This window comes from Streptomyces sp. 11-1-2 (genome assembly GCF_003595545.1).
In the GTDB taxonomy this organism is placed as follows: domain Bacteria; phylum Actinomycetota; class Actinomycetes; order Streptomycetales; family Streptomycetaceae; genus Streptomyces; species Streptomyces hygroscopicus_B.
Map to the genome: position 1 here is coordinate 10,359,619 of NZ_CP022545.1, position 24,220 is coordinate 10,383,838.

The 24,220-nt window shown below is 72.1% G+C and carries 18 protein-coding genes and 2 pseudogenes; 14 read left to right on the plus strand and 6 right to left on the minus strand.

Annotation, left to right across the window (positions count from 1 at the left end; all coding sequences use genetic code 11):
* Nucleotides 1–25: 25 nt before the first annotated feature.
* Both CGL27_RS44395 and CGL27_RS53685 read right to left on the minus strand, forming a co-directional pair.
* Nucleotides 26–982: a nitroreductase family protein gene (locus tag CGL27_RS44395; RefSeq protein ID WP_240451060.1), complete on the minus strand. Its 957-nt coding sequence runs from the start codon at nt 980–982 to the stop codon at nt 26–28.
* A 114-nt stretch (nt 983–1,096) separates the two neighbouring features.
* Nucleotides 1,097–1,396 (minus strand): annotated as a pseudogene (locus CGL27_RS53685) (DUF1918 domain-containing protein); the annotation flags it as partial.
* 95 nt (nt 1,397–1,491) lie between these two features.
* Here CGL27_RS53685 and CGL27_RS44400 point away from each other — a divergent pair.
* The 5 genes from CGL27_RS44400 to CGL27_RS44420 are packed head-to-tail and all read left to right on the plus strand — an operon-like array spanning nt 1,492 to nt 7,635.
* Nucleotides 1,492–2,166, plus strand: a complete 675-nt coding sequence (locus tag CGL27_RS44400; protein WP_119993280.1) for a CBS domain-containing protein — start codon at nt 1,492–1,494, stop codon at nt 2,164–2,166.
* Nucleotides 2,167–2,202: 36 nt separating this feature from the next.
* On the plus strand, nt 2,203–3,057 hold the full coding sequence (locus CGL27_RS44405) for a universal stress protein (protein WP_119993282.1): 855 nt from the start codon (nt 2,203–2,205) through the stop codon (nt 3,055–3,057).
* A 60-nt stretch (nt 3,058–3,117) separates the two neighbouring features.
* Nucleotides 3,118–3,993, plus strand: a complete 876-nt coding sequence (locus CGL27_RS44410; RefSeq protein ID WP_119993283.1) for a universal stress protein — start codon at nt 3,118–3,120, stop codon at nt 3,991–3,993.
* A gap of 34 nt (nt 3,994–4,027) precedes the next feature.
* The gene (gene ppk2, locus CGL27_RS44415) at nt 4,028–4,909 is read left to right on the plus strand and encodes a polyphosphate kinase 2 (protein WP_119993285.1); all 882 of its coding nucleotides are present in this window, start codon (nt 4,028–4,030) and stop codon (nt 4,907–4,909) included.
* Nucleotides 4,906–7,635: a bifunctional GNAT family N-acetyltransferase/acetate--CoA ligase family protein gene (locus CGL27_RS44420; protein ID WP_119993287.1), complete on the plus strand. Its 2,730-nt coding sequence runs from the start codon at nt 4,906–4,908 to the stop codon at nt 7,633–7,635. The genes ppk2 and CGL27_RS44420 overlap by 4 nt, the downstream gene beginning before the upstream one ends.
* A gap of 26 nt (nt 7,636–7,661) precedes the next feature.
* On the opposite strand, the gene CGL27_RS44425 is transcribed toward CGL27_RS44420, so the two are convergent.
* Nucleotides 7,662–8,540: a universal stress protein gene (locus tag CGL27_RS44425; RefSeq protein WP_119994854.1), complete on the minus strand. Its 879-nt coding sequence runs from the start codon at nt 8,538–8,540 to the stop codon at nt 7,662–7,664.
* A gap of 186 nt (nt 8,541–8,726) precedes the next feature.
* Here CGL27_RS44425 and CGL27_RS50520 point away from each other — a divergent pair, with 186 nt between their 5' ends.
* Nucleotides 8,727–8,903 carry a hypothetical protein gene (locus CGL27_RS50520; protein WP_162953208.1) on the plus strand — a complete coding sequence of 59 codons (177 nt, stop codon included), beginning with the start codon at nt 8,727–8,729 and terminating at the stop codon, nt 8,901–8,903.
* A complete protein-coding gene (locus tag CGL27_RS44430; RefSeq protein WP_205587849.1) occupies nt 8,900–11,479 on the plus strand; it encodes a cation-translocating P-type ATPase in 2,580 nt (859 codons plus the stop codon). Before CGL27_RS50520 ends, CGL27_RS44430 begins: the two co-directional genes overlap by 4 nt.
* Nucleotides 11,480–11,562: 83 nt before the next feature.
* Here CGL27_RS44430 and CGL27_RS44435 read toward each other — a convergent pair.
* The 3 genes and pseudogenes from CGL27_RS44435 to CGL27_RS44455 form a co-directional block, all read right to left on the minus strand.
* A pseudogene (locus CGL27_RS44435) lies at nt 11,563–11,784 on the minus strand (FAD:protein FMN transferase); the annotation flags it as partial.
* A gap of 549 nt (nt 11,785–12,333) precedes the next feature.
* A complete protein-coding gene (locus tag CGL27_RS44450; protein ID WP_119993288.1) occupies nt 12,334–14,736 on the minus strand; it encodes an excinuclease ABC subunit UvrA in 2,403 nt (800 codons plus the stop codon).
* Between the two features lie 123 nt (nt 14,737–14,859).
* Complete coding sequence (locus CGL27_RS44455; RefSeq protein ID WP_119993290.1) at nt 14,860–15,270, minus strand: VOC family protein; 411 nt, start codon at nt 15,268–15,270, stop codon at nt 14,860–14,862.
* Nucleotides 15,271–15,393: 123 nt separating this feature from the next.
* Between CGL27_RS44455 and CGL27_RS44460 the strand changes: the two genes are divergently transcribed.
* From CGL27_RS44460 to CGL27_RS44490, 7 genes are all read left to right on the plus strand, one after another.
* Nucleotides 15,394–15,822 carry a helix-turn-helix transcriptional regulator gene (locus CGL27_RS44460; protein ID WP_078645795.1) on the plus strand — a complete coding sequence of 143 codons (429 nt, stop codon included), beginning with the start codon at nt 15,394–15,396 and terminating at the stop codon, nt 15,820–15,822.
* Between the two features lie 10 nt (nt 15,823–15,832).
* The gene (locus CGL27_RS44465) at nt 15,833–16,249 is read left to right on the plus strand and encodes a VOC family protein (RefSeq protein ID WP_119993292.1); all 417 of its coding nucleotides are present in this window, start codon (nt 15,833–15,835) and stop codon (nt 16,247–16,249) included.
* 65 nt (nt 16,250–16,314) lie between these two features.
* Entirely contained in the window at nt 16,315–17,265 is a 951-nt protein-coding gene (locus CGL27_RS44470; protein ID WP_119993294.1) for an oxygenase MpaB family protein, read from the plus strand.
* A gap of 22 nt (nt 17,266–17,287) precedes the next feature.
* Nucleotides 17,288–19,501 carry a serine/threonine-protein kinase gene (locus CGL27_RS44475; protein ID WP_119994856.1) on the plus strand — a complete coding sequence of 738 codons (2,214 nt, stop codon included), beginning with the start codon at nt 17,288–17,290 and terminating at the stop codon, nt 19,499–19,501.
* A gap of 95 nt (nt 19,502–19,596) precedes the next feature.
* Nucleotides 19,597–21,153 carry an NAD(P)/FAD-dependent oxidoreductase gene (locus CGL27_RS44480; RefSeq protein WP_119993296.1) on the plus strand — a complete coding sequence of 519 codons (1,557 nt, stop codon included), beginning with the start codon at nt 19,597–19,599 and terminating at the stop codon, nt 21,151–21,153.
* Nucleotides 21,154–21,273: 120 nt separating this feature from the next.
* Nucleotides 21,274–22,377, plus strand: a complete 1,104-nt coding sequence (locus tag CGL27_RS44485) for a nitronate monooxygenase family protein (RefSeq protein ID WP_119993298.1) — start codon at nt 21,274–21,276, stop codon at nt 22,375–22,377.
* Nucleotides 22,378–22,525: 148 nt separating this feature from the next.
* Entirely contained in the window at nt 22,526–24,082 is a 1,557-nt protein-coding gene (locus tag CGL27_RS44490) for an acyl-CoA synthetase (RefSeq protein ID WP_119993300.1), read from the plus strand.
* Nucleotides 24,083–24,220 lie beyond the last annotated feature (138 nt).

Here is a 24,220-nt window from a genome sequence, read left to right on the forward strand (position 1 = left end):
ATTCCTCCGGGACACGCGACCGGTACTACGGCTCAATGTCCAGCACATCCTGGACCGGCCGCCGAGGGGTCCGCGTACCCGGAGGGCCGTATCCAAGCCGCAGCACCATCTGCATATAGGCCATGCCCGCCATCGGGTCGCGCAGTGGCCAGCGCAGGTCGTGCCATTCGAGGGCCTGAGTGACGAACGAGGCGGCCAGTCCCTCCAGCGTGGCCCGCAGCAGCACCCGCTCCACCGCCTGGCCGGTGCGCAGCCACTCCACGGGGCGGTCGCGTGAGGTGCTCAGCAACGCCAGGTGAGGGGAGGTCTCGAAATCGGCGGTCGCGCGGCCGGGGATCGACTTGCCGCCGGCGAAGTCCCGCATGGGGGCCTTGCCGATGCGGCGGCGGGGACCGAAGGCGTACTCCGGGACCCCTTCGGTGGCCGGCCGCGTATCGCCCGCCCTGCGGGTGAAGCGGGCCAGGTCCGCGGCGGCGCCCGCATCGGTGAGGTTGCGGGCCTCACCCTCTCGCGCCAGGTCCAGGACGGACTGCAGATGCCAGCCGGAGGCGAAGGACAGTGAAACGTGCTCCTGGTCCGCTGCGTCGACCAGGGCGGTCCGCACGGACATGGGGATCTCTGTCTCGGCGAAGGGATACCGGCTGCTGTGCCGGGTGTGCACGGCGGGGTACAAAGCGGCCGGATCGTCTTCATCGCCGAGCGGGCCGGTCAGTGTCACGGAGGCCAGCAGCATCGGGTCGCTGGGGTCGGGCAGCACCCGGGTGGTCGCCTGCCAGCCTTCATGGGCGACCGCGACCCGCAGGTTCATCAGGGCGGCGCCACAGCCGATGTGCAGGGCCCGGAGTACGGGGTCGCTGTGCGGCAGAGCGCCCCGGAGGTCGGCCCGCAGATGGAAGACGCGGTTGCGCCGGGAGTACTGGAATCGCCAGGGCTGGGCGTTGTGCATCGACGGGGCGGCCGTGGCGTCCCGTACCAGAGCCATGACCACCGCTTCGGAGAGCGAACGCGCACTGCGGTGCGTCGCTGCGGACCCGCGGGGGCCGGTCGCCTCCCGTTGCCCTTCCGGCCTGTGCCCGCTGGGGTGAATGTGTGCGTCCGGTCCGGGGAACACCAGGGTGACCTGGTCCGAGTCCGACCACCGCACGTCATAGGGCGGTGTTCCGTCGTCGTGGTGGAGCCCGACGATTTCACCATCCCGTTGGGTGGCACCGCTGGTGGGGCTTTCGACAATCAGTTGGTCGCCGACTTGGGCACGCATCGACATCCCGCCTCTCTGCCTGACTTCCAATGTGTCACTGCCGGTGAGCGGTGTCCTGGGGGCGGAGAGCCCTCGAGCGAGGGGCCGAACGGCCCCTTTGTGGGCCGTGTGGCCACGAGAAGGAGCCATGAGGCTCATTCGGCGGCGGGGACGAGCCGACAGGCTGTATAGCTGGCAAGCTCTATAAGGGAACACCGGCCGACCCACCGCGAGTCTGCGAGAGGAGTCGGGACATGCGCCACAGAACGGTCGCAGACCTCATGACACGTCCGGTGGTCCAGGCACCGCGTGACATGCCGTTCAAGGAACTCGTACAACTGCTCACGGAGCACGATGTCACCGCCGTGCCGGTCGTGGACGGTTCGGGACGTCCGGTCGGCGTCGTGTCCGAGGGTGATCTGCTACGCAAGTCGTCCGGCCAGGCGGACCCGTCCGGTCTCCTCCCGGTCCCGCATCTGGAGGCGTGGGAACGGGCGAAGGCGCAGGGCGCGAAGGCGGAGGAGCTGATGTCGGCACCCGCGGTGTGCGCGCGCCCGGAGTGGACGGTCGTCGAGGCGGCCCGTGTGATGTCGGACGGGAACATCAAGCGGCTTCCCGTGGTGGACGAGACCGACAAGCTGCTCGGCATCATCAGCCGTGGCGACCTGCTGCGGGTCTTCCTGCGCCACGACGACGCGATCCTCCACGAGATCGAAAGGGATCTGCTGCGACGGACCCTGCGACTGGCTCCCTCGGCCGTGACAGTCGATGTGCGGGAGGGCGAGGTCACACTGGACGGATCGGTCGAGGCCAGGAGCCTGGTCCCGGTCATCGTGCGGTTGTGCCGGGGCGTGGACGGAGTGGTGTCGGTCACCGAGCACATCGCCTACGGCACCGATGACACCGGCGGCTCCGCCGCCGCCGCGTGAAACCCGGCACCCCAGCACCAGGCAGGAGGCACTGCCATGGAACAAGTGGTCACCGTGGGTCTCGACGGCTCGGCCGAGAGCCTGGCCGCCGCTCGCTGGGCCGCCGACGAGGCGGAGCGGCGTGAGCTGGCGCTGTGCCTGACGCATGCGTGGATCCTGCTGTGCCCGCCCACGCCCGACAGCCCAGCGGCGGAAGAACAGAACTACTGGGCGAAGCGGATCGTGCACGACGCGCACACTGAACTGGCCAGCGGCCATCCGAAGCTGACCATCATCGAGGACCTGGTCGCGGACGAGGCCGAGACGGCCCTGCTCGACGCGGCGACGCGGTCCCGCATGCTGGTGCTCGGGTCGCGGGGGCTGGACCGGGTGGCGAGCTTCTTCCTGGGTGACATCGGGTTGCACACCATCGCCCGGGCCGAGCGGCCGGTGGTGCTGATGCGCGCGGGGCGGGAAGCGGACGGACGCCGGCGACGCGTGGTCGTGGGCCTGAGTTTGCACGGTCCGCAGGACAACCTGCTGGAGTTCGCCTATGTCACCGCCTTCACTCGCGATGTGCCACTGCACGCCGTCCACGGAAGAAGGCCCGACCGGGTCCACACCGCCCGGGGCGGGGAATCCGACGTGGCTCAGGACACCGTGGAGCAGGCGCGCCGGGAGCTGGATGAGGTACTGCGCCCCTGGCGGGAGAAGTTCCCCCGGGTGCGGGTCGTCGACGAGGTCCGGCTGGAGAGCCCGGCCCAGGCCGTCGTACAGGCCGCGACCGACAGCGATCTGCTGATGGTCGGGCGGCGGAAGCACCCACCCGCGCTGGGTCCCCGCCTGGGGCCCGTGGTGCAGGCGGCGGTGCACCACGCGGACTGTCCGGTCGCCGTCGTCCCCCACGAATGACCGGGACGCGGCATTGGCGGGACGGATGACCATCCGCATTCCCGACGACGGAGATCCCACATGGTTCACCCCATCACCGCAGGCTTGGACGGGTCACCCGAAAGCCTGGCCGCCACCGACTGGGCGGCGCGGGAGGCACAGTGCCGTCGTGCACCGCTGCGGCTGATCCACGCCTGGATGCTGCCGCCGCAGACTGCCCGTACCGCGCAGGCACCCGAGATGCGCAAGCTCTGGGCGCAGGAGGCCCTGGAGCATGCCAAGGCACGTGTGCTGGCCACCTACCCGGAGGTGCCGGTCTCCACCGAACTGCTCCCCGAGACGGCCGTCGAGGCCCTGCCGGCCCAGGGTGCGGCCTCCGAGATGCTGGTGCTCGGCTCACACGGACGCGGCGCCATGGGTGGCTTTCTGCTCGGGTCGGTCGGCCTGCGGGTACTCGCGCTGTCCACGAACCCCGTTGTGATGGTGCGAAGGGATGACGGGAAGCGAACCGGGTCTCACACCGGCGATGTCGTCGTAGGCATCCAGGATCCACCGGAGTCTGCCGCGCCGATCGAGTTCGCCTTCGCCTCCGCCGCGGCGCACGGAGTGGGGGTGGGGGCGGTACGGGCTTGGGCGCCGGCGCCCCTGTTCGCCTACAGCCTGCCGTCACGGCCGCCTCACGACGAGACGCGGAGCTCCGAGCCCGGCGAACGGGATCGGGGACGGTTGGCAGAAGCCGTCGAGCTGTGGCGGGAGAAGTATCCGGACGTCCCGGTCACCGAGCGGGTCGAGCACGGCCACGCGGCGGAGGTCCTGCTGGGAGCTGCGTCGCAGGCCGGGCTGATGGTGGTCGGCCGCCCCATCAACCGGCCCACCGTGGGCCCACGCCTCGGCCATGTCGCTCACGCACTCCTCCACCACGCCGCGTGCCCCGTCGCTGTCGTGCCTCACCCATGACTTCACTGCTCAGCCGGTCCGGAAGGGAGCACCGATGGCACGCCGCTCACCGCAGGACGAAGACGGACCAGGACGGCTGCCGCGTGCCCGGTACGAGGAGGAACTGCGGCGTCTGCAGATCGAACTGGTGAAGCTCCAGGAGTGGGTGCAGGCCGAGGGACAGCGCGTCGTGGTGGTCTTCGAGGGACGGGACGCGGCTGGGAAGGGCGGCGCGATCAAACGGGTCACCGCACGCCTCAACCCGCGCGTCGTACGCACCGTGGCCCTGCCCGTGCCCACGGACCGCGAACGCACCCAGTGGTACTTCCAGCGCTATACCGAGCAGTTTCCCGCCGCGGGGGAGATCGTGCTCTTCGACCGCAGCTGGTACAACCGGGCCGGCGTCGAGCGCGTCATGGGCTTTTGCACCGAGGAGGAGCACCAGCGCTTCCTCCGCCAGTGCCCGGTCTTCGAGCGGATGCTGGTCGAGGACGGGATCCTGCTGCGCAAGTACTGGTTCTCCGTGAGCGACGCCGAGCAGGAACAGCGGTTCCACCAGCGGCTGAGCGACCCCACGCGGCGCTGGAAGATCTCCGCGATGGACCTGGAATCCGTCACTCGCTGGGAGGCGTACTCCCGCGCCAAGGACGAGATGTTCGCGTGCACCGACATCCCCGAGGCCCCGTGGTACGTCGTCGACAGCGACGACAAGCGCGCCGCCCGGATCAACATGATCGCCCACCTGCTGTCCACCGTGCCGTACGGCGACGTGAGGCTCCCGGAATTGCGCCTGCCGTCCCGCCCCGCGTCCACCGGCTACCGGCGGCCGCCCAAGGACCTGCAGACCTTCGTGCCCGACCATGCGGCCTCACTCCTGGCGCCGGGCCATGGACCGGCCCCCGACACGGACAAGGCCGACGCAAGGGGACACGGATGACGGACACCACGCACCGTCCCGATACGGTCCACGCCCTGCTCGCCGACGGCAGCACCGTCGAGATACGCCCCGCGCGACCACAGGACCGGGACGAAGTACTGCGCATGCATCAGGAGATGTCTCCCGAGGCCATGCGGCTGCGCTTCTTCGCCGTCAACCCGCGCTACGCACAGGAGGCGGCGGAGCGCATCTGCGCACCGGGACACCGTGGCTACCGTGCGCTCGTCGCCTTGGCCGACGGCCGGGTGGTCGGGGTGGCCGAGTACACCATGCTGCCCACAGCCCCTGGCCAACCGGTGTCCGCGGACATCGCCCTGGCCGTCGCCGAGGGCCGCCACGGCCAAGGCATAGGCACCCTGCTGCTCGAACACCTCGTCCACGCTGCCCGGGAGGCGGGCATCTCCGGCTTCACCGCCGAAGCGCTCGCAGACAATCACGAGGTGCTGAAGGTCTTCGCCGATCTGGGGCTGCGCACCTCCCGCCACTTCGACGGCACCGACGTCCGCTGCACCGTCCACCTGGAGGAGGACGAGCACTACCTGGCGGCGGTGGACCGACGGGGCCGGATCGCCGATGTGGCCAGCCTGCGGCCACTGCTGCGACCACGCTCGGTGGCCGTCGCGGGGGCGGGCCGGCGGCCAGGATCGGTCGGGCGGGCGGTGCTGAGAAACCTGCGGGCAGGTGGTTTCACCGGGGCGCTGTACGCGGTCAACCCGCACGCCCGGGTCATCGAGGGGACACCGGCGTTCCCCTCCGTGGCGGCCCTCCCGCTCGTACCGGATCTCGTCGTGCTCGCCGTACCGGCACCCGTGGTGCCCAACGTCGCCGGGCAGTGCGGCACGGCGGGTGTGCGGGCGCTGGTCGTCCTGACGGCGGGGCTCGACACCGGCCAGGCGGAGGCGCTGTTCACCTGCTGCCGACGCCACGGGATGCGGCTGGTGGGCCCCAACTGCCTGGGCATCGCCGACACGGCAGACGAGGCGAGCCTGAACGCCACGTTCGCCGCGCATCCTCCGCTGCCAGGGTGCGCGGGGGTCGCCGTGCAGTCCGGGGGCGTCGGCATCGCGCTGCTCGAACGGTTCGGCCGTCTCGGCGTCGGCGTTTCCAGCTTCGTCTCGCTCGGCGACAAGTACGACGTCAGCGGCAACGACATGCTCCAGTGGTGGGAGGCGGACCCCGGCACCCGGCTCGCCGTACTCCACCTGGAGTCCTTCGGTAATCCCCGGGCCTTCTCGCGCACCGCGCGCCGCGTCGCCCGCACCATGCCCGTGCTCACCGTGGACGCGGGCCGCTCGGAAGCCGGACGGCGGGCCGCCGCCTCGCACACCGCCGCCGCGGCCACCCCCACCATGACCCGCGGTGCCCTGTTCACCCAGGCGGGAATCATCGCCACCCGGAGTATCGCCGAACTGGTCGACACCACGGCCCTGTTGCACGCCCAGCCGCTGCCCACGGGCATCCGGGTCGCGGTGGTGAGCAACGCGGGAGGCGCCGGTGTGCTCGCCGCCGACGCCTGCGCCGACGCGGGACTCACCGTCCCCGCCTTGGACGTCGGCCTGGCCGGTGAACTGCGGGCGGTCCTGCCGCCCGGCGCTGCCACCAGTAACCCCGTGGACACCACGGCCGCCGTCACCGCCGACCGGATGCGCTCCTGCGTGGACCGGCTGGCGGCGCACGGAACCGTGGACGCCGTGCTGGTGGTGCTCGTGCCCACCGCGCTCGCCACCGGAACGCGGGACGACCCGCTGCTGGCCCTCACCGACGCACCGGGACAGCGGCCCCGGCCGGTGGCCGCGGTCCTCCTCGACCAGGAGGCCCCCGTACGGCTCCTCGCAAGCGCCGACGACCGCCCCGTACCCGCCTATGCCGAGCCGCAGTCGGCGGCGCGCGCACTGGCCCATGCCGCCCGCTACGCGCGCTGGCGAGCCGAACCACCGGGCACCCTGCCACCGCTGTCGGGCATCGACCCCGCCGGTGCAACGGCCCTCGTGGAGGACTTCCTCACCCGTCACCCCGACGGGGGCTGGCCCGACCCCCGTGACTGCGCCGCGCTGCTCGATTGCTATCGCATCCCCCAGCTGCCCTGGGCCTGGGCCGAGGACGAGGACACCGCCGTGGCCGCCGCACGGCACCTGGTGGCAGACGAGCGCGACCGGGTGGCCATCAAGGCGTACTGGCCAGGACTGGTGCACAAGAGCGACCAGGGAGCGCTGCGGCTCGACCTGGAGGGACCGGGCCAGGTACGCCACGCCTACCGCGACCTGCGGGCGCACTTCGGGGACCGGATGGCCGGTGTGTTCCTCCAGCCCATGGCCCGCCGCGGCGTGGAGCTGTTCGCGGGTGTCATCCAGGACGAGGTGTTCGGCCCTCTGGTGCTCTTCGGTCTCGGCGGCACCGCCACCGAACTCCTCGCCGACCACGCCGCCAGGCTCGCCCCGCTCACCGACCGCGATGCGCACAGCCTCCTCACCGCCCCGCGCTGCGCCCCGCTGCTCTTCGGCTACCGGGGCGGCGGGCCGGTGGACCTGGAGGGGCTGGAGCAACTGCTGCTGAGGCTGTCCCGGATGGCCTGCGACCTGCCCCAGCTCGCCGAGACCGACCTCAACCCGGTGGTGGCCAGACCCGACGGAGCCGTCGCCCTGGACGTCCGGCTGCGCATCCTGCCACGCCACGCGCACGACCCCTACTTGCGGCGGCTGCGCGCCGCCCGGCGGTGGCGATCCTGAGCACGCACGCCCCGTGCTGTGCGCGGTCACACCTGCTGCGGGACAATCACGACCGGGCATGCGGAGCGGTGGAGTACGGCGTGGCTGACCCGGCCGAGCTGCATACCCGTGTGGTCACGCCGCTGGAGGGCGCCGACCACCAGCAGATCGGCCTGCTCCGACACGTCCAGCAGCACCCGGTGCGCCGGCCCCTCGATGACTTCGCGGTGGACCGCGATGTCATCGTGCTCGCGCTCGACCTGATCCAGCACCTCGCTGAGGACGCCCGCCGCCTGCTCCTCGTAGATCAGGCCGGTCGCCTCACGCTCGAGCAGCGACTGGCCCGCATGGGGGTGCGCGGGGCGCCGCCAGGAGCGTACGGCGTGCAGTGCGGCGTCCCGCGCCCGCGCCTCACGGAAGGCGAACCGGATGGCCACCGACCCCTCCACCAGGTCGCCGACCGCGAGAATCACGCGCCCGAGGGCGCCCGCGCGGTTGCTCTCCCCACCACGGACCACGACCACCGGGGAGACAGCACGTGCCGCCACCGCCAGACTGACCGACCCCAGCAGCGTCTCCGCGAGCGCACCTCTGCCACGGGGCCCTGTGACCACGGCGAACGCCTCACGGCTCTGCTCCAGCAGCGCCGTCACGGTGTCTTCGGGCAGGACCTCGGCGGACACCTTCACATCAGGGTGGAGCAACGTCGCGCGTTCCGCGCAGGAGGCGACGATGTTCTCGGCCGTTATCTCCCCCGAGGGGCGGTCGGTGCCGAACGAGGGGAGACGTTCCTCGTACCGCTCCCATCGGGAAGCATGGACCAGATGCAAGGGCAGCCCATGGCGTGCCGCCTCGTCCACGGCCCAGTCCACGGCCTGAAGGCTGGACTCCGATCCATCGACACCCACGACCAGCGGAAGCGCCATCTTCCCCACCGCCTTTCCTGCGGTCGGCTCGTCCGCATGTGGGTACCCCGTGACCACGGACACACCGCCCCGCTTCCTGGTTGAACCGCTCAGTTCTGATGGCGGAGTGGTCGGTCTGCTTGGTTCTCCCCGCCGGTCCCGCAGGCGCCGGATGCGATCCGGGAACATCGGCCACACGATGAAGGCATGCCGACCCTTCGCCCAGCCGAGAGCCTTGGCTCCTCGCGGGCCCTGGCCGCCCGGCGAGGGCGGCCAGGGAACCCGCCCCACGCGCAGACCACGACAGCTCACCATCCGCAGACCTGGGCGCCCGAGCACAAGGTATTCGCGGTGCTGCTCGTAGCGGAGGACGACCCCTGGTGACGGCGGGGCTGTCTAGGGAGGAGGCGGCGCGGCGGCTGGGGGAGTACGGGGCCAACGTCGTCGCTCAGGAGCGGCGCACCCCGGTGTGGCGCCATGTGCTCCAGCAGCTGCGCGACCCGCTGATCGTGGTGCTGCTCGTGGCCGCCGCGCTGACCCTGGCCACCGGAGATCTCCCGGACAGTGCCGTGATCCTGCTCGTCATCACGGTGAACACCGTGGTCGGCATCGTCCAGGAGGTACGGGCGGAACGGGCCGTGGCCGCACTGACGGCCCTGAGCGCGCCCGCCGCCCGGGTGGTGCGCGACGGCGCGGAGTCTTCCGTACCGGCCGCCGACGTGGTGCCGGGAGACCTGATCCTGTTGGGCGAGGGGGACATCGTGCCCGCCGACGGTGAGATCCTCGACGCGGCCCTGCTTCTGGTCGACGAGTCGGCGCTGACGGGCGAGTCCGTCCCGGTGGAGAAGACCCTCGGCGCGGACCGGTCGCTCTCCACGGTGTCTGCGGGCACGGTGGTTGTCCGCGGCCGCGGACGTGTCGAGGTCACCGGTACAGGGTCGGACAGTGCGCTCGGCCGGATCGCCGCGCTGATGGGCACCGCGCCCGGGCTGACCCCGTTGCAGCGACGACTGGCCCGGTTCGGCCGGGTGCTGGCGGCCGTCACCGTGGCACTGTGCGCGGTGGTGCTCGCCTTGGGGCTGGCACGCGGGCAGCCGGTCGAGCTGATGGTCGTGACCGCGATCAGTCTCGCCGTGGCTGCCGTACCCGAGTCCCTGCCCGCCGTGATCACCCTCGCCCTCGCCCTGGGGGCACGGCGGATGGCGGAGCGGCACGCCATCGTCCGCCGGCTGCCCGCGGTGGAGACCCTGGGTTCGGTCACGGTGCTCGCCACCGACAAGACCGGCACCCTGACCGAGGGCCGGATGGCCGCGGAGAGGCTGTGGACGCCCCAGGGCGAGGCCACCGTCAGCGGCATCGGCTACGGACCCGAGGGCCGCGTCGCACGCGACGACCGCACGGTGACCGCGGGCGACGCCCCCGATCTGGCCGCGCTGCTGCGCGCCGCGGTCTTGTGCAACGACGCCGCGCTGGAACCTCCTGCGGACGGTGACGGACAGTGGCGCGCGATGGGCGACCCCACGGAGGCCGCCCTGCTCGCGGCCGGAGCCAGGCTCGGTCTGGACCGGCCGGAGCTGGAACGCGCACTGCCACGGGTCGACGAGATCCCTTTCGACAGCGCACGCAAGCGCATGACGACAGTGCACCACGCACCGGGCGGCGGACTGCGGGTCGTATGCAAGGGAGCCCCCGAGGTCATGCTCCGGCCGCCGGTCCTCACCGATCCCCCAGGGACGCGGACCCGGGCCGCCGCCCAGGCCGAGGAACTGGCCCGGAACGGATACCGGGTCCTCGCCGTCGCCTCCGCCGACCACGACGAGATACGGTCCCCGAGCCCCGACGTCCGGGAGTCGGGGCTGTCGCTGCTCGGCCTCGTCGGCATCCTCGATCCACCCCGAGACACCTCCCGGACCACCATCGCCGCGTGCGAACACGCCGGCATCATCCCCGTCCTCATCACCGGCGACCACCCCCTCACGGCACGGGCGGTGGCCGCGCGTTCGGGCATCATCGCTCGGGAGGACGAGGTCACCACGGGGACGCGGATCCGCCAAGGCACCGCGGGCGAGTTGACCGCACTGCGCGTCTACGCCCGGACCACGCCTGATCAGAAGCTCGACATCGTCCAGGCGTGGCGCGCCTCGGGCCATGTGGTGGCGATGACCGGTGACGGCGTCAACGACGGCCCCGCGCTGCGCCGGGCGGACATCGGCGTGGCCATGGGGCAACGCGGCACCGAAGTGGCCCGCCAAGCGGCTGACCTCGTGCTCGCCGACGACAACCTGGCCACCGTCGTCGCCGCCGTCGAGGAAGGCCGCCGGGTCTATGCCAACGTGCGTCGGTTCCTGCTCTACGCCCTCGCCGGAGGAACGGCGGAAATCCTGGTCATGCTCCTGGGCCCGTTCCTGGGCATGCCCCTGCCCCTGCTCCCTGCCCAGATCCTGTGGATCAACCTGCTCACCCATGGTCTCCCCGGCGTGGCGCTCGGAGCCGAACCCGTGGCCCCGGACGTGATGCGCCACCCGCCACGCCCACCCGACGAGAGCGTCCTGGGCGCCGGACTCTGGCCCCGCATCCTGACCATGGGGGCCTTCGTCGCTGGTGTCACTCTGGTCGCGGGCGTCTGGGCGCGGGAAACCGGCCGCCCCTGGCAGTCCATGATGTTCCTGGTCCTCGGTGCCACCCAACTCGGCGTCGCGCTGGGCTCCCGCGCCCGCCCGGGCAGCCTTGCCAATCCGTTCCTGCTGCTGGCCGTGGCCACAGCCCTGGCCCTGCAAGCGGCGGGCATCTATCTGCCGCCCCTGCGCGCCCTGTTGGGCACCGAATCGCTACCACTCGTCGACCTCGCGATCGCCTGTGCACTCTCCGGCCTCGGGCACGTCGCCATGCGCGTACAGAGGCGGCTCTTCCCGGGGCGCCCACCCCGCGCCCGCTCAGCGCCCGGCCCAGCCCCTGGCTGAGTCGGGATGCCTGGGCGTGCGCAAGGACGTATGGACACCGCGTCCGAGGAGACGGCCAAGAGATCCTGACCGGACGCCGTCCATCACGGCTTCGCCCCGGTGGCCCCGGGAAGACCCGGGGTGCGCCACACCTCACCCGCCGCGGTGATCCCCAGCGCCTCGTGGCCGTCGAGCGCCTCGACCCAGTCACGGGCTCCGGCGCCCATGGCGAACGCGGCCGTGGCGTAGGCGTCGGTCCTGGTGAGGTGGTGGCCGGTCAGGGTGAGCGAGAGCAGGGCGGTCGCGGGCTGGTCGGTGTGCGGGTCCCGGCGGACGGGCCGGGTGACCGGGGCACGGAGGTCGAAGGAGAACACCGTGCCCATGGCATGCTCGACGTGACGCGGCCCGGCGGTGATCCTGCCGTGCGAGAGCGTGACGGCCACCTGGACCGGTCCGTACGCGGTGTCGCTCACGTCGCCGGTATACGTGCCGGAGGTGCCGCCCGAGGACGTGTGCCCGGCCGGTGCGCGGGACGACGCCCCCGACGGGCGACGGGGACGACGACGCGCCCGGCGCCCCGCACCGGGCTGGGGCTGGCGATCGTCCGGGCCGTCATCGCGGCGCACGGGGGCACGGTCACGCTTGCCGGCGTGCCGGGCGACACCGCGTTCCACACCCGGCTTCCCCTCCGTACCGCGGCGCCCGGTCCGGGTTGATCCGGATGGACACCCGGCAGGCTCTCCGCAAGGCTCCGGCCCTCCGCCGACAAACCACCGGTCCCGCGCCGACAAGCCACCGGCAGCGGACCGACAGCCCCGGAACTTCACCGACACCGCGGCTCCGGCGGCCCTCGTGGCACACGCCGGCCACCTCGGTCAGGCGCCGATGTACTCCGCGAGGTGTTCGCCGGTGAGGGTGGAGCGCTCGGCGACGAGATCGGCGGGGGTGCCCTCGAAGACGATGTGGCCACCGTCGTGACCGGCACCGGGGCCGAGGTCGATGATCCAGTCGGCGTGTGCCATGACCGCTTGGTGGTGCTCGATGACGATGACCGACTTGCCGGAGTCGACGAGCCGGTCGAGCAGGCCGAGCAGCTGCTCGACGTCGGCGAGGTGCAGACCGGTGGTCGGCTCGTCGAGTACGAAGACCTGGCGGTCGCCGCCCTTGTCGGCCATGTGGACGGCCAGCTTGAGCCGCTGCCGCTCGCCACCGGAGAGCGTGGTGAGCGGCTGGCCGAGGGTGAGGTAGCCGAGTCCGACGTCCGACATCCGCTGGAGGATCTTGTGGGCCGCCGGTGTGCGTGCCTCGCCGCTGCCGAAGAACTCCTCGGCCTCGGCCACCGACATCGCGAGCACCTCGCTGATGTCACGGCCGCCGAGGTGGTACTCCAGCACCGATGCGTCGAACCGCTTGCCCTCGCAATCCTCGCAGGTGGTGGCGGTGCTCTGCATGATCGCCAGGTCGGTGTAGATCACGCCGGCGCCGTTGCAGGTGGGGCAGGCGCCCTCGGAGTTGGCGCTGAACATCGCCGGCTTGACGCCGTTGACCTTCGCGAACGCCTTGCGGATCGGGTCGAGCAGTCCGGTGTACGTCGCCGGGTTGCTCCGGCGCGAGCCGCGGATCGGGGTCTGGTCCACCGAGACCACACCCTCCGGGGCCGGAATGGAACCGTGGAGGAGTGAGCTCTTGCCGGAGCCGGCGACGCCGGTGACGACGCAGAGCACGCCGAGCGGGATGTCGACGTCGACGTTCCGCAGGTTGTTCGCCGTCGCGCCACGGATCTCCAGGGTGCCGTTGGCCTTGCGGACCGTCTCCTTGAGCCCGGCCCGGTCGTCGAGATGGCGGCCGGTGACGGTCTCGCTCGCCCGCAGCCCCTCGACGGTGCCCTCGAAGCAGACGGTGCCGCCCGCCGTGCCGGCGCCCGGGCCGAGGTCCACGACATGGTCGGCGATGGCGATCGTCTCCGGCTTGTGCTCCACCACGAGCACCGTGTTGCCCTTGTCCCGCAGCCGCAGCAGCAGGTCGTTCATCCGCTGGATGTCATGCGGGTGCAGGCCGATGGTGGGCTCGTCGAAGACGTAGGTGACATCGGTGAGCGAGGAGCCGAGGTGGCGGATCATCTTGATGCGCTGGGCCTCGCCGCCGGAGAGCGTGCCCGAGGCGCGGTCGAGCGAGAGGTAGCCGAGGCCGATCTCCACGAACGAGTCGAGGGTGTGTCGCACCTTGGCGAGCAGCGGCGCCACCGATGGCTCGTCCAGTCCGCGGACCCATTCGGCCAGGTCGCGGATCTCCATCGCGCACGCGTCGGCGATGTTGATCTTGCCGATCCGGGAGGAGCGGGCCAGCTCGCTGAGCCTGCTGCCGCCGCATTCGGAACACTCGGCGAAGGTGACCGCCCGGTCCACGAACGCCCGGATATGGGGCTGCATCGACTCGCGGTCCTTGGCGAGGAACGACTTCTGGATCTTCGGGATCAGCCCTTCGTAGGTGAGGTTGACCCCGTTGATCTTCACCTTGGTGGGCTCGCGGTAGAGGAAGTCGTGCCGCTCCTTCTTGGTGTACTCCCGGATCGGCTTGTCCTTGTCGAAGAAGCCCGACTCGGTGATGACCCGCACGACCCAGCCGCCACCGGTGTAGGTGGGGATGGTGAACGGGTCCTCGGCGAGCGACTTGGAGTCGTCGTACAGCTGGGTGAGGTCGATGTCGGAGACCGAGCCCCGGCCCTCGCAGTGTGTGCACATGCCGCCGGTGCGGCTGAAGCTCACCTTCTCGGTCTTGCTCTTCTCGGCACCGCGGTCGACCGTGAACCCACCGCTCGCCGAGACCGAGGCCACATTGAAGGAGAACGCGCCGGGCGGGCCGATGTGCGGCTCGCCGAGCCGGCTGAAGAGGATGCGCAGCATCGCGTTGGCGTCGGTGGCGGTGCCGACGGTGGAGCGGGGGTCGGACCCCATCCGCTGCTGGTCGACGATGATCGCGCCGGTCAGCCCGTCGAGTACGTCCACCTCGGGCCGGGCCAGTGTCGGCATGAAGCCCTGCACGAAGGTGCTGTAGGTCTCGTTGATCAGCCGCTGCGACTCCGCGGCGATCGTGGTGAACACCAGTGAGCTCTTGCCCGAGCCGGAGACGCCGGTGAACACCGTCAGCCGGCGCTTCGGGATCTCGATGCTGACGTCCTTGAGGTTGTTCTCGCGCGCGCCGTGCACCCGGATCAGATCGTGGCTGTCGGCGGCGTGGGGCACAGGCGACCGCTGGTCCGTGTCCGTGGCCATGCTCATCGTGTCTCCATCTGGTTCGGGCGGGGCCGCCTTCGCGGTATCCAGCGGTGTCGCCTGGCTCGATCTGACCAGGTTCGAACAATACGTCCGGTTCGCAGGCCGTGGCTGCCGGGGCCGGACGGCTCAGCGCAGCTCGTTGATGCGGATCAGGTTGCCCGCGGGATCGCGGAAGGCGCAGTCGCGGATCCCGTACGGCTGCTCGGTCGGCTCCTGGACGACCTCGGCGCCGCCGGTCCGCACCCGCGCGAAGACGCCGTCGAGGTCGGTGGTGGCCAGGGTGATGCGGGCGTAGCTGCCCTTGGCCATCATCTCGACGACGGTGCGGCGCTCGTCGTCGGTGATACCGGGGCCGAGGGCCGGGGGCTCCAGGACGATGGAGGTTCCGGGCTGCCCGGCGGGGCCGACCGTGATCCAGCGCATCCCGTCGTAGCCGACGTCCTTGCGGATCTCGAAGCCGAGGGTGTCGCGGTAGAAGGCCAGTGAGGCCTCCGGGTCGTCATGCGGGAGGAAGGTCCAGTGAATGGTGAGGTCCATGGCGATGAAACTAGCCGCGCCCGCGTGACCGGGGCTTCTCCATTCCTGACCGGTCCGGGCGGCCGTTTCTCCCGGCCGGTCGCTCCTCATCCCCGGCCCCCGGCGCTGTGGGAAACTGAGCCGGTGAAACGGCAGGATCTCGATGACCTCGTCCGGCTGCGGCGGGCCCGCGACCGGATGGACCGCGACTACGCCGAGCCGCTCGACGTCCCGGCGCTGGCGCAGGGCGCCCTGATGTCGCCGGGCCATTTCTCCCGCAGCTTCCGCGCCGCCTTCGGCGAGACGCCGTACAGCTACCTGATGACCCGCCGCATCGAGCGGGCCAAGGCGCTGCTGCGGCGCGGCGACCTTACGGTGACCGAGGTCTGCATAGCGGTCGGCTGTACGTCGCTCGGGTCGTTCAGCTCGCGCTTCACACAGCTGGTCGGCGAGAGCCCGAGCAGCTACCGGGCCCGGAGCCATGACCATGGCGCCGCCATCCCGGCCTGCATGGCCAAGATCCACACGCGACCGGTCAGGAACGGAGAAGCGAGCCCCGCCGCCCGGCCGTAGCGTGAGTCCCATGGACATCACACTTTCCAGTTGCTTCATCGCCGTCGACGACCACGACAAGGCGCTCGCCTTCTACCGCGATGCCCTCGGCCTCGAGGTCCGCAACGACGTCGGGTTCGAGGGAATGCGCTGGGTGACCGTCGGGGCGCCCTCGCAGCCGGACGTGAACATCGTCCTGGAACCGCCGCTGGCCGACCCCAACGCCTCGCCCGACGACAGACAGGTCATGGCGGAGCTGATGGCCAAGGGCCTGTTGCGCGGTGTCATCTTCGCGACGGACGACTGCGACGCCACCTTCGAGCGCGTCAGCGCCGCGGGCGGCGAGGTGCTGCAGGAGCCCCTGGACCAGCCTTACGGCGTCCGCGACTGCGCGTTCCGCGACCCCTCCGGCAACATGTTGCGCTTCACCCAGCCTCTGAAGAAGTGAGCCCTTCAGGGGGTCCCGCCCAGGGGTCCGGTGCCGCCTAGGCTGGCCGTCGGGAGGTGGTGGCCATGGCGGCGGCCATACGGCAGGGCGGATCGGACGCCGACCCGGGGCTCTACGGCCCCAGGTCGGTCACCTGGCAGATGCACGGCGACCCGGTGATGTGGATCGCGGGGGTGCGCGCCCTGTACCTCCAGGCCCTGCATCCGCTCGCGGTGCGCGGCGTCACCCAGAACTCCGACTTCCGCAAGGACGCCTGGGGGAGACTGCTGCGCACCGCGCGGTTCGTCGCCACCATCACCTACGGCACCACCGAGGCCGCCGAGCGGGCGGGCGCCAAGGTCCGGGGCATTCACCGCAGGCTCTCCCTCACCGACCCCGGCACCGGCGTCCGGTACGGCGTCGACGAGCCCGAGCTGCTGCTGTGGGTGCACTGCGCCGAGATCGACTCGTACCTCCATGTGATGCGGCGCTCGGGCTATCCGCTCACCGACGCCCAGGCGGACGCCTATGTCGCCGAGAACGTGGTGTCCGCCCGGCTGGTCGGCCTCGACCCCGCCGACGTACCGGCCGATACGGCGGCGCTCGCCGCGTACTTCGCGAAGGTGCGCCCCCAACTCGCCAACACCCCCGAGGCCCGCGAGGTGGACGCCTTTCTGCGGCGGCCCCCAGTCCATGCCCTGCTCGTCCCGGCGCGTGAGGCGATCTGGGGGCGCTTCGCCGCGCTCGCCTACGGGTCCCTGCCCCCGTACGCCCACGAACTGTACGGGCGCCCCGCACCCCCGCCCCCCGTGGTCACCCGCCGATTGCGGGCGATGGGCAGGGCGCTGCGCTGCATCCCGCCCACGGCCCGCTGGCAGCTGCCGCCGAAGCACATCATGCGGGCGGTCGAGCGGCTCGGACCGGGCAGCCGCCCCTCGCCCTACAAACTGCGCAGAAACGCGGCCATACTGGACAGCGGGGATGCGACGGGGGCTCGGCCGCACGCGGCCGCTCTCCACGGGGGCGGCGGGAGCTGACTTCCGCCAAGGCAGGGGGAGCATGGCGGACATCAGGCTGATCCAGGGCCGGTACCGGCTGCTGGACCGGATCGGGCGCGGGGGAATGGGCGAGGTGTGGCGGGCGCGGGATGAGTCGCTCGGCCGGCGCGTCGCCGTCAAATGCCTCAAACCGCTGGGGTCGCGCCACGACCCCTCGTTCACCGGTGTGGTGCGGGAGCGCTTCCGCCGGGAGGCGCGGGTGGCCGCCGCGCTGCAGCACCGCGGGGTCACCGTGGTACATGACTTCGGCGAGTACGAGGGCGCGCTGTACCTGGTCATGGAGCTGCTGGAGGGCCGCAACCTCAGCCAGCTGCTGAAGGACAACGAGCGCCGCCCGCTGCCGGTCCCCGAGGTGCTGGACATCGCGGAGCAGGTCGCCGCGGCCCTCGCCTACACCCATGACCAGGGCGTGGTGCACCGCGATCTGAAGCCGGCCAACATCATGCGGCTCACCGACGGCACTGTGAAGCTCTGCGACTTCGGCATCGCCCGCCTGGGCCATGACGTCGGCTTCACCTCCCGGCTCACCGGCACCGGCGTCGCCATGGGCACCCCGCACTACATGTCGCCCGAGCAGATCGCGGGTGGCCCGGTCGACCACCGCAGCGATCTGTACTCCCTGGGCTGTGTGCTCTACGAACTGGCCACGGGCGCGCCGCCGTTCGCCCTCGACGACGCATGGGCGGTCCTCGTCGGCCACCGCCACACCCCGCCCGTCCCGCCGCGCGGCCACCGGCCCGAACTCCCCGAGCGGTTCGAGCGCGCCGTCCTCGACCTGCTGGCCAAGACCCCGGAGGGCCGTCCACACGACGCCGCCGAGCTCGCCCGGCGGATCGCCCCGGCCCGCGCGTCCCGGTGGCCGACGGCGCCGCCGGTCCCCGCGCCGCGCGGCGCGCTTCCGGCCGCCGGACCACGGGCTCCCCGACTTCCGGCCTGGGCCCTGGACATGACCACCGGGTCCAAGGCGCACACCGGCGGCGTGGGACTGCTGTCGGCGACCCCGCCCGACGCGACGGCCGCGCTCACCGGTGCCTGGACCGGACGCCGCGACGCCGCTCAGCCCGCCCCGCCACCCCCGCCCGGGGTCCGGGCGCGGCTCGCCGACCGGCACCGCGCCGCGCTGGACCTGGGGCGGCTGGGCCGCTGGGAGGAGGCCGTGGCAATACACCGCGCGGTGGCCGCCGAGCGCGAGCGCGCGCTGGGCGCCGACCACCCCGACACCCTCGCCAGCCGCTACGAGACCGCTTTCGCCCTCGGGATCCTGGGCCGCCCCGGCGACGCGCTGCGCGAGTACGAGCGGGTCGCGGTGGGCCGCGGGCGCGTCCTGGGCCCCGACCACGCGGAGACCCTCGCCGCCCGCCAGGAGACCGCGTTCACCCTGGGCCGCCTCGGCCGCTTCACCGAGGCCCAGCACCTCTACACGGCCGTGCTCGCCGCCCGCGAGCGCACCATGGGCGCCGACCACCCCGACACCCTGCGCTGCCGCCACAACCTCGCCTTCAATCTGGGCTGTCTGGGGCGCCTGGAGGAGGCGTACCGCATGGCGGAGGGGGTGGCCGCCGACCGCGCCCGGGTGCTGGGCGCCGACCACCCCGACACGCTGGTCACCCGCTACGAGGTGGCGTACGCCCTCGGCCGCCTCGACCGCTGGCGGGAGGCCCTGGACATCTTCCGCGAGGTGGCCGCCGACCGCGCCCGCACCCTCGGCCCCGACCATCCCGACACCCTCGCCGCCCGCTTTGAGATCGGCGTCGGCCTGGGGCGGCTGGACCGGGGCGCGGAGGCCCTCGCGGTCTACCGCGCCCTCGTCGAGGACCGCGCCCGCGCCCACGGCGCGGCCGATCCGGAGACCCTGCGCGCCCGGCACGGCCTCGGCGTCAGCCTCGGCCGGCTGGGCCGCTGGGAGGAGGGGCTCGCCGAGGCGCGGGAGGTCTGCGACCTCCGCGAGCGCACCCTGGGTCCCGACCATCCGGACACCCTGGTCAGCCGCCGTGAGGTGGCCGTCGCCCTGGGCTGGCTCGGTCGCTGGTCCGACGCGCTGGACGGCTACCGCCGGGTGACCCGCGCCCGCGCCCGCGTCCTGGGTCCCGGCCATCCCGACACCCTCGTCAGCCGCGGCGACGAGGCCCACTGCCTGGAGCGGCTGGGCCGGCGCGCCGAGACGGCCGAGACTCCCGAGACGGCCGAGACTCCCGAGACTCCCGAGAGGGCCTAGGCGGCGGACACGGCCCAGGCGTCGGGGCGGCGGGCGCGGCGGGGGTGACCCGCGGCGCCCTGGCCCCGGCGATCAGCGCGTGCTAACCAGAGGGCATGTCTCACAGCGATGCGTACGACGTCGTCATCGTCGGCGGCGGTCACAACGGTCTGGTCGCCGCCGCGTATCTCGCCCGCGCCGGGCGGAGCGTGCTGGTGCTCGAACGCCTCGGCCACACCGGTGGCGCCGCCGTGTCCACACGGCCCTACCCCGGCGTGGACGCACGGCTCTCGCGGTACTCCTACCTGGTCAGCCTGTTGCCGCGGCGGATTGTCGACGACCTCGGACTGCGCTTCGCGGTGCGCAAGCGCGCGGTCTCCTCGTACACCCCCGAGGTCCGGGGCGGGCGCCACACCGGGCTGCTGGTGGACTCCGGCTCCTCCGCCCGGACGCGCGCCGCGTTCGCGCGGCTGACCGGCTCGGAGCGGGAGTACGAGTCCTGGCAGCGCTTCTACGGCATGACCCAACGCGTCGCCGAGCGCGTCTTCCCCACGCTGACCGAGCCGCTGCCCACCCGGGAGGAACTGCGGACGCGGATCGGGGACGACGCGGCGTGGCAGGCGCTGTTCGAGCGGCCGCTGGGGGAGGCGGTCGAGGCGGCGTTCGACGACGACCTCATCCGGGGCGTGGTCCTCACCGACGCGCTCATCGGCACCTTCGCCCGGGCCCACGACCCGTCGCTGCGGCAGAACCGCTGCTTCCTCTACCACGTGATCGGCGGCGGCACCGGCGACTGGGACGTCCCCGTAGGCGGCATGGGCGCGCTCACCGATGCCCTGGCCGGCGCAGCCCGCGCGGCGGGCGCGCGGATCGCGACCGGGCGCGAGGTCACCGCGATCGCCACCGACGGCACCTCGGCCGAGGTGCGGTACGAGGGCGAGGCGGGGGAGTCCACCGCGGCCGCCCGGTACGTGCTCGTCGGGGCCGCGCCGCGCGAGCTGGCCCGGCTGCTGGGCGAGGAGCCGCCCGCCCCGCCCGCGGAAGGTGCCCAGCTCAAGGTGAACATGCTGCTGCGCAGGCTGCCCGCGCTGCGCGACCGCGAGGTGGACCCGCGCGAGGCGTTCTCCGGGACCTTCCACATCGCCGAGGGGTACGGCGCCCTGGAGGACGCGTACCGCCAGGCGGCCGCGGGGGAGCTGCCGCACCGGCCGCCGTCGGAGATCTACTGCCACTCGCTGACCGATCCGTCGATCCTCGGCCCGGAGCCGGCACGCGAGGGCTATCAGACCTTGACCCTGTTCGGACTGCACACCCCCGCCCGGCTGTTCACCGAGGACAACGACGCGGCGCGCACCGCGCTGCTGCGCGCCACCCTCGCGGAGCTGGACGCGCATCTCGCCGAGCCGATCACCGACTGTCTCGCCCATGACGCCGACGGCCGGCCGTGCATCGAGGCCAAGACCCCGCTGGACCTGGACGCCGAGCTGCGGCTGCCCGGCGGCAACATCTTCCACCGGGACCTGGCCTTCCCATACGCCCAGGAGGGCACCGGCCGCTGGGGCGTGGAGACGCGCCACGCCAATGTGCTGCTGTGCGGCGCGGGGGCGGTACGCGGCGGCGGGGTGAGCGGAATTCCGGGGCACAACGCGGCCATGGCGGTGTTGGGGAAGTGACGCCCGAAAGTCCTCAGAGAGTCCTCCCGACGGCCCGGGGAGCGCTTTTCTTCTATCGAATCTGACGTAGCGTCAGAAAAACTCTTCCTTCGTCCGCCGCCCTGCGGCATCCTGCCGACCATGCAGACGGAGCTGAGCACAAGGCTGGGTGTCGAGCACGCCGTCTTCGGCTTCACGCCGTTCCCCGCCGTGGCCGCGGCGATCAGCCGGGCCGGCGGCTTCGGTGTGCTCGGCGCGGTCCGCTACGGCGCGGGCGAGGAGCTGGCCCGCGACCTCGACTGGATGGAGGAGCACGCCGACGGCAAGCCCTATGGCGTGGACGTCGTGATGCCCGCGAAGAAGGTGGAGGGGGTCACCGAGGCCGATATCGAGGCGATGATCCCCGAAGGCCACCGCGCGTTCGTCCGGGACACCCTCGCCAAGCACGGCGTCCCCGGGCTCGCCGAGGGCGAGGCGTCCGGCTGGCGGATCACCGGCTGGCTCGAGGAGGTGGCCCGCAGCCAGCTCGACGTCGCCTTCGACTACCCCGTGAAACTCCTGGCCAACGCCCTGGGCTCACCCCCGGCCGATGTCGTCGCCCGCGCCCATGACCACGGCATCCTCGTGGCCGCCCTCGCGGGCAGCGCCCGCCACGCCCTCCACCACAAGGAGGCGGGGCTCGATGTCATCGTCGCCCAGGGATACGAGGCGGGCGGCCACACCGGCGAGATCGCCTCCATGGTGCTCACCCCCGAGGTGGTACGGGCCGTGGACCCGCTGCCCGTGCTCGCCGCGGGCGGCATCGGCAGCGGTGAGCAGATCGCCGCCGGGCTGGCGCTGGGCGCCCAGGGCGTCTGGATCGGCTCCCTCTGGCTCACCACCGAGGAGGCCGAACTGCATTCGGCGGCCCTCATCCGCAAGCTGCTGGCGGCCGGATCCGGGGACACCGTGCGCTCCCGCGCCCTCACCGGCAAACCCGCCCGCCAGCTGCGCACCGAGTGGACCGACGCCTGGGAGGACCCGGACGGCCCGGACCCGCTGCCCATGCCGCTCCAGGGGCTGCTGGTCGCCGAGGCCGTCTCCCGCATCCAGAAGCACGAGGTGGAACCGCTGCTCGGCACGCCGGTCGGCCAGATCGTCGGCCGGATGGACGAGGTCCGCCCGGTCCAGGCCGTCTTCGACGATCTGACCCGGGGCTTCGAGCGCGCCATCGACCGCGTCATCCGCATCGCCAAGCGCGCCTGACCGCGCCCGCCCAACCCGCCTGACCGTGCCTGCCACAGCCCGCCTGACCTCGCCTGATCCCGCCCGACCTCGCCTGACCCCCGCTCCACCTCGTCTGATCTCGTCCCACACCGCCTGACATCGCCGTCAGAAGGAGGACCGGACCGCCATGTCCCCTACACCCAACGGCTTCTGGGCCCAGGCCGCGCTCGAGCCCGACCGCACCGTGCTCATCGCCCCGGACGGTGAGGAGTGGACCGCCGGACGGCTGCACAGCGCGTGCAACCGGCTCGTCGCCGGGATGCGCGCCGCCGGGCTGCGACGCGGCGACGCCCTGGCGGTCGTCCTGCCCAACGGGGTGGAGTTCTTCGTCGCCGCCCTCGCCGCCACGCAGGCCGGGCTCTATCTGGTGCCGGTCAACCACCATCTGGTGGGTCCCGAGATCGCCTGGATCGTCTCCGACTCCGGCGCCAAGGTGCTGATCGCCCATGAGCGCTACGGCGGGCAGGCGTCGGCCGCCGCCGACGAGGCGGGGCTGTCCGCGACCCACCGTTACGCGGTCGGCGCCATCGACGGCTTCCGCCCGTACGCCGAACTCGTCGAGGGGCAGCCGGAGGAGCCGCCCGCCGACCGCGAGCTGGGCTGGGTGATGAACTACACCTCCGGCACCACGGGCCGTCCGCGCGGCATCCGCCGTGCGCTGACCGGAAAGCTCCCCGAGAAGAGCCACCTCGGCGGCTTTCTGCGCTTCTTCGGCATCACACCGCGCTACGAGGAGCCCGACCACGTCCATCTGGTGTGCTCGCCGCTCTACCACACCGCCGTACTGCAGTTCGCGAGCTCGTCGCTGCACATCGGTCATCCCCTGGTGCTCATGGACAAGTGGACGCCTCAGGAGATGCTGCGCCTCATCGACACCTACCGCTGTACGCACACCCATATGGTGCCGACCCAGTTCCACCGGCTGCTCGCCCTCCCCGACGAGGTCAGGCGGTCCTACGACGTCTCCTCGATGCGCCATGCCATCCATGGGGCCGCACCCTGCCCCGATCATGTCAAACGCGCGATGATCGAGTGGTGGGGCGGCTGTGTCGAGGAGTACTACGCGGCCAGCGAGGGCGGCGGCGCCTTCGCCACCGCCGAGGACTGGCTGAAGAAGCCGGGGACCGTCGGCCGCCCCTGGCCCATCAGCGAGCTGGCCATCTTCGACGACGAGGGCACCCGGCTCCCGGCCGGTGAACTCGGCACCGTCTACATGAAGATGAGCACCGGGGGCTTCGCCTACCACAAGGACAAGAGCAAGACCGAGAAGAACCGCATCGGCGACTTCTTCACCGTCGGCGACCTCGGCCTCCTGGACGACGACGGCTATCTCTACCTCCGCGACCGCAAGATCGACCTGATCATCTCGGGCGGGGTCAACATCTACCCCGCCGAGATCGAGGCCGCGCTGCTCACCCACCCGGCCGTCGCCGACGCCGCCGCCTTCGGGATCCCCCACGAGGACTGGGGCGAGCAGGTCATCGCGGTCGTGGAACCCGCCGAGGGGCATGCGCCGGGCCTCGACCTGGCCGCCGAGATCCTCGCCCATTGCACCACCCGGCTGGCGGGCTACAAATGCCCCAAGTCGGTGGATTTCATTGCGGAGATGCCGCGGGACCCCAACGGCAAGCTCTACAAGCGGCGGCTGCGGGCGCCGTACTGGGAGGGTGCGGAATCGCAGTGAGCCTGTGGCGGGACGGCCCGTTGAGTGCCAGTAGTGCCAAGTAGTGCCAGTGCCGCCTGATCCGGCCATCGCGCCACGGGGCCGGTCCCGCTTTCCCGGGGGACCGGCCCCGTGGCGTGCCGACGGTGCGGCGTCCTA

What these genes read in the sequence shown, in the direction of transcription:
- CGL27_RS44395 (WP_240451060.1), bottom strand. Translation starts at nt 982, where the DNA reads ATGGCTCTGGTACGGGACGCCACGGCCGCCCCGTCGATGCACAACGCC.
- CGL27_RS44400 (WP_119993280.1), top strand. Translation starts at nt 1,492, where the DNA reads ATGCGCCACAGAACGGTCGCAGACCTCATGACACGTCCGGTGGTCCAG.
- CGL27_RS44405 (WP_119993282.1), top strand. Translation starts at nt 2,203, where the DNA reads ATGGAACAAGTGGTCACCGTGGGTCTCGACGGCTCGGCCGAGAGCCTG.
- CGL27_RS44410 (WP_119993283.1), top strand. Translation starts at nt 3,118, where the DNA reads ATGGTTCACCCCATCACCGCAGGCTTGGACGGGTCACCCGAAAGCCTG.
- ppk2 (WP_119993285.1), top strand. Translation starts at nt 4,028, where the DNA reads ATGGCACGCCGCTCACCGCAGGACGAAGACGGACCAGGACGGCTGCCG.
- CGL27_RS44420 (WP_119993287.1), top strand. Translation starts at nt 4,906, where the DNA reads ATGACGGACACCACGCACCGTCCCGATACGGTCCACGCCCTGCTCGCC.
- CGL27_RS44425 (WP_119994854.1), bottom strand. Translation starts at nt 8,540, where the DNA reads ATGGCGCTTCCGCTGGTCGTGGGTGTCGATGGATCGGAGTCCAGCCTT.
- CGL27_RS50520 (WP_162953208.1), top strand. Translation starts at nt 8,727, where the DNA reads ATGCCGACCCTTCGCCCAGCCGAGAGCCTTGGCTCCTCGCGGGCCCTG.
- CGL27_RS44450 (WP_119993288.1), bottom strand. Translation starts at nt 14,736, where the DNA reads ATGAGCATGGCCACGGACACGGACCAGCGGTCGCCTGTGCCCCACGCC.
- CGL27_RS44455 (WP_119993290.1), bottom strand. Translation starts at nt 15,270, where the DNA reads ATGGACCTCACCATTCACTGGACCTTCCTCCCGCATGACGACCCGGAG.
- CGL27_RS44465 (WP_119993292.1), top strand. Translation starts at nt 15,833, where the DNA reads ATGGACATCACACTTTCCAGTTGCTTCATCGCCGTCGACGACCACGAC.
- CGL27_RS44470 (WP_119993294.1), top strand. Translation starts at nt 16,315, where the DNA reads ATGGCGGCGGCCATACGGCAGGGCGGATCGGACGCCGACCCGGGGCTC.
- CGL27_RS44475 (WP_119994856.1), top strand. Translation starts at nt 17,288, where the DNA reads ATGGCGGACATCAGGCTGATCCAGGGCCGGTACCGGCTGCTGGACCGG.
- CGL27_RS44480 (WP_119993296.1), top strand. Translation starts at nt 19,597, where the DNA reads ATGTCTCACAGCGATGCGTACGACGTCGTCATCGTCGGCGGCGGTCAC.
- CGL27_RS44485 (WP_119993298.1), top strand. Translation starts at nt 21,274, where the DNA reads ATGCAGACGGAGCTGAGCACAAGGCTGGGTGTCGAGCACGCCGTCTTC.
- CGL27_RS44490 (WP_119993300.1), top strand. Translation starts at nt 22,526, where the DNA reads ATGTCCCCTACACCCAACGGCTTCTGGGCCCAGGCCGCGCTCGAGCCC.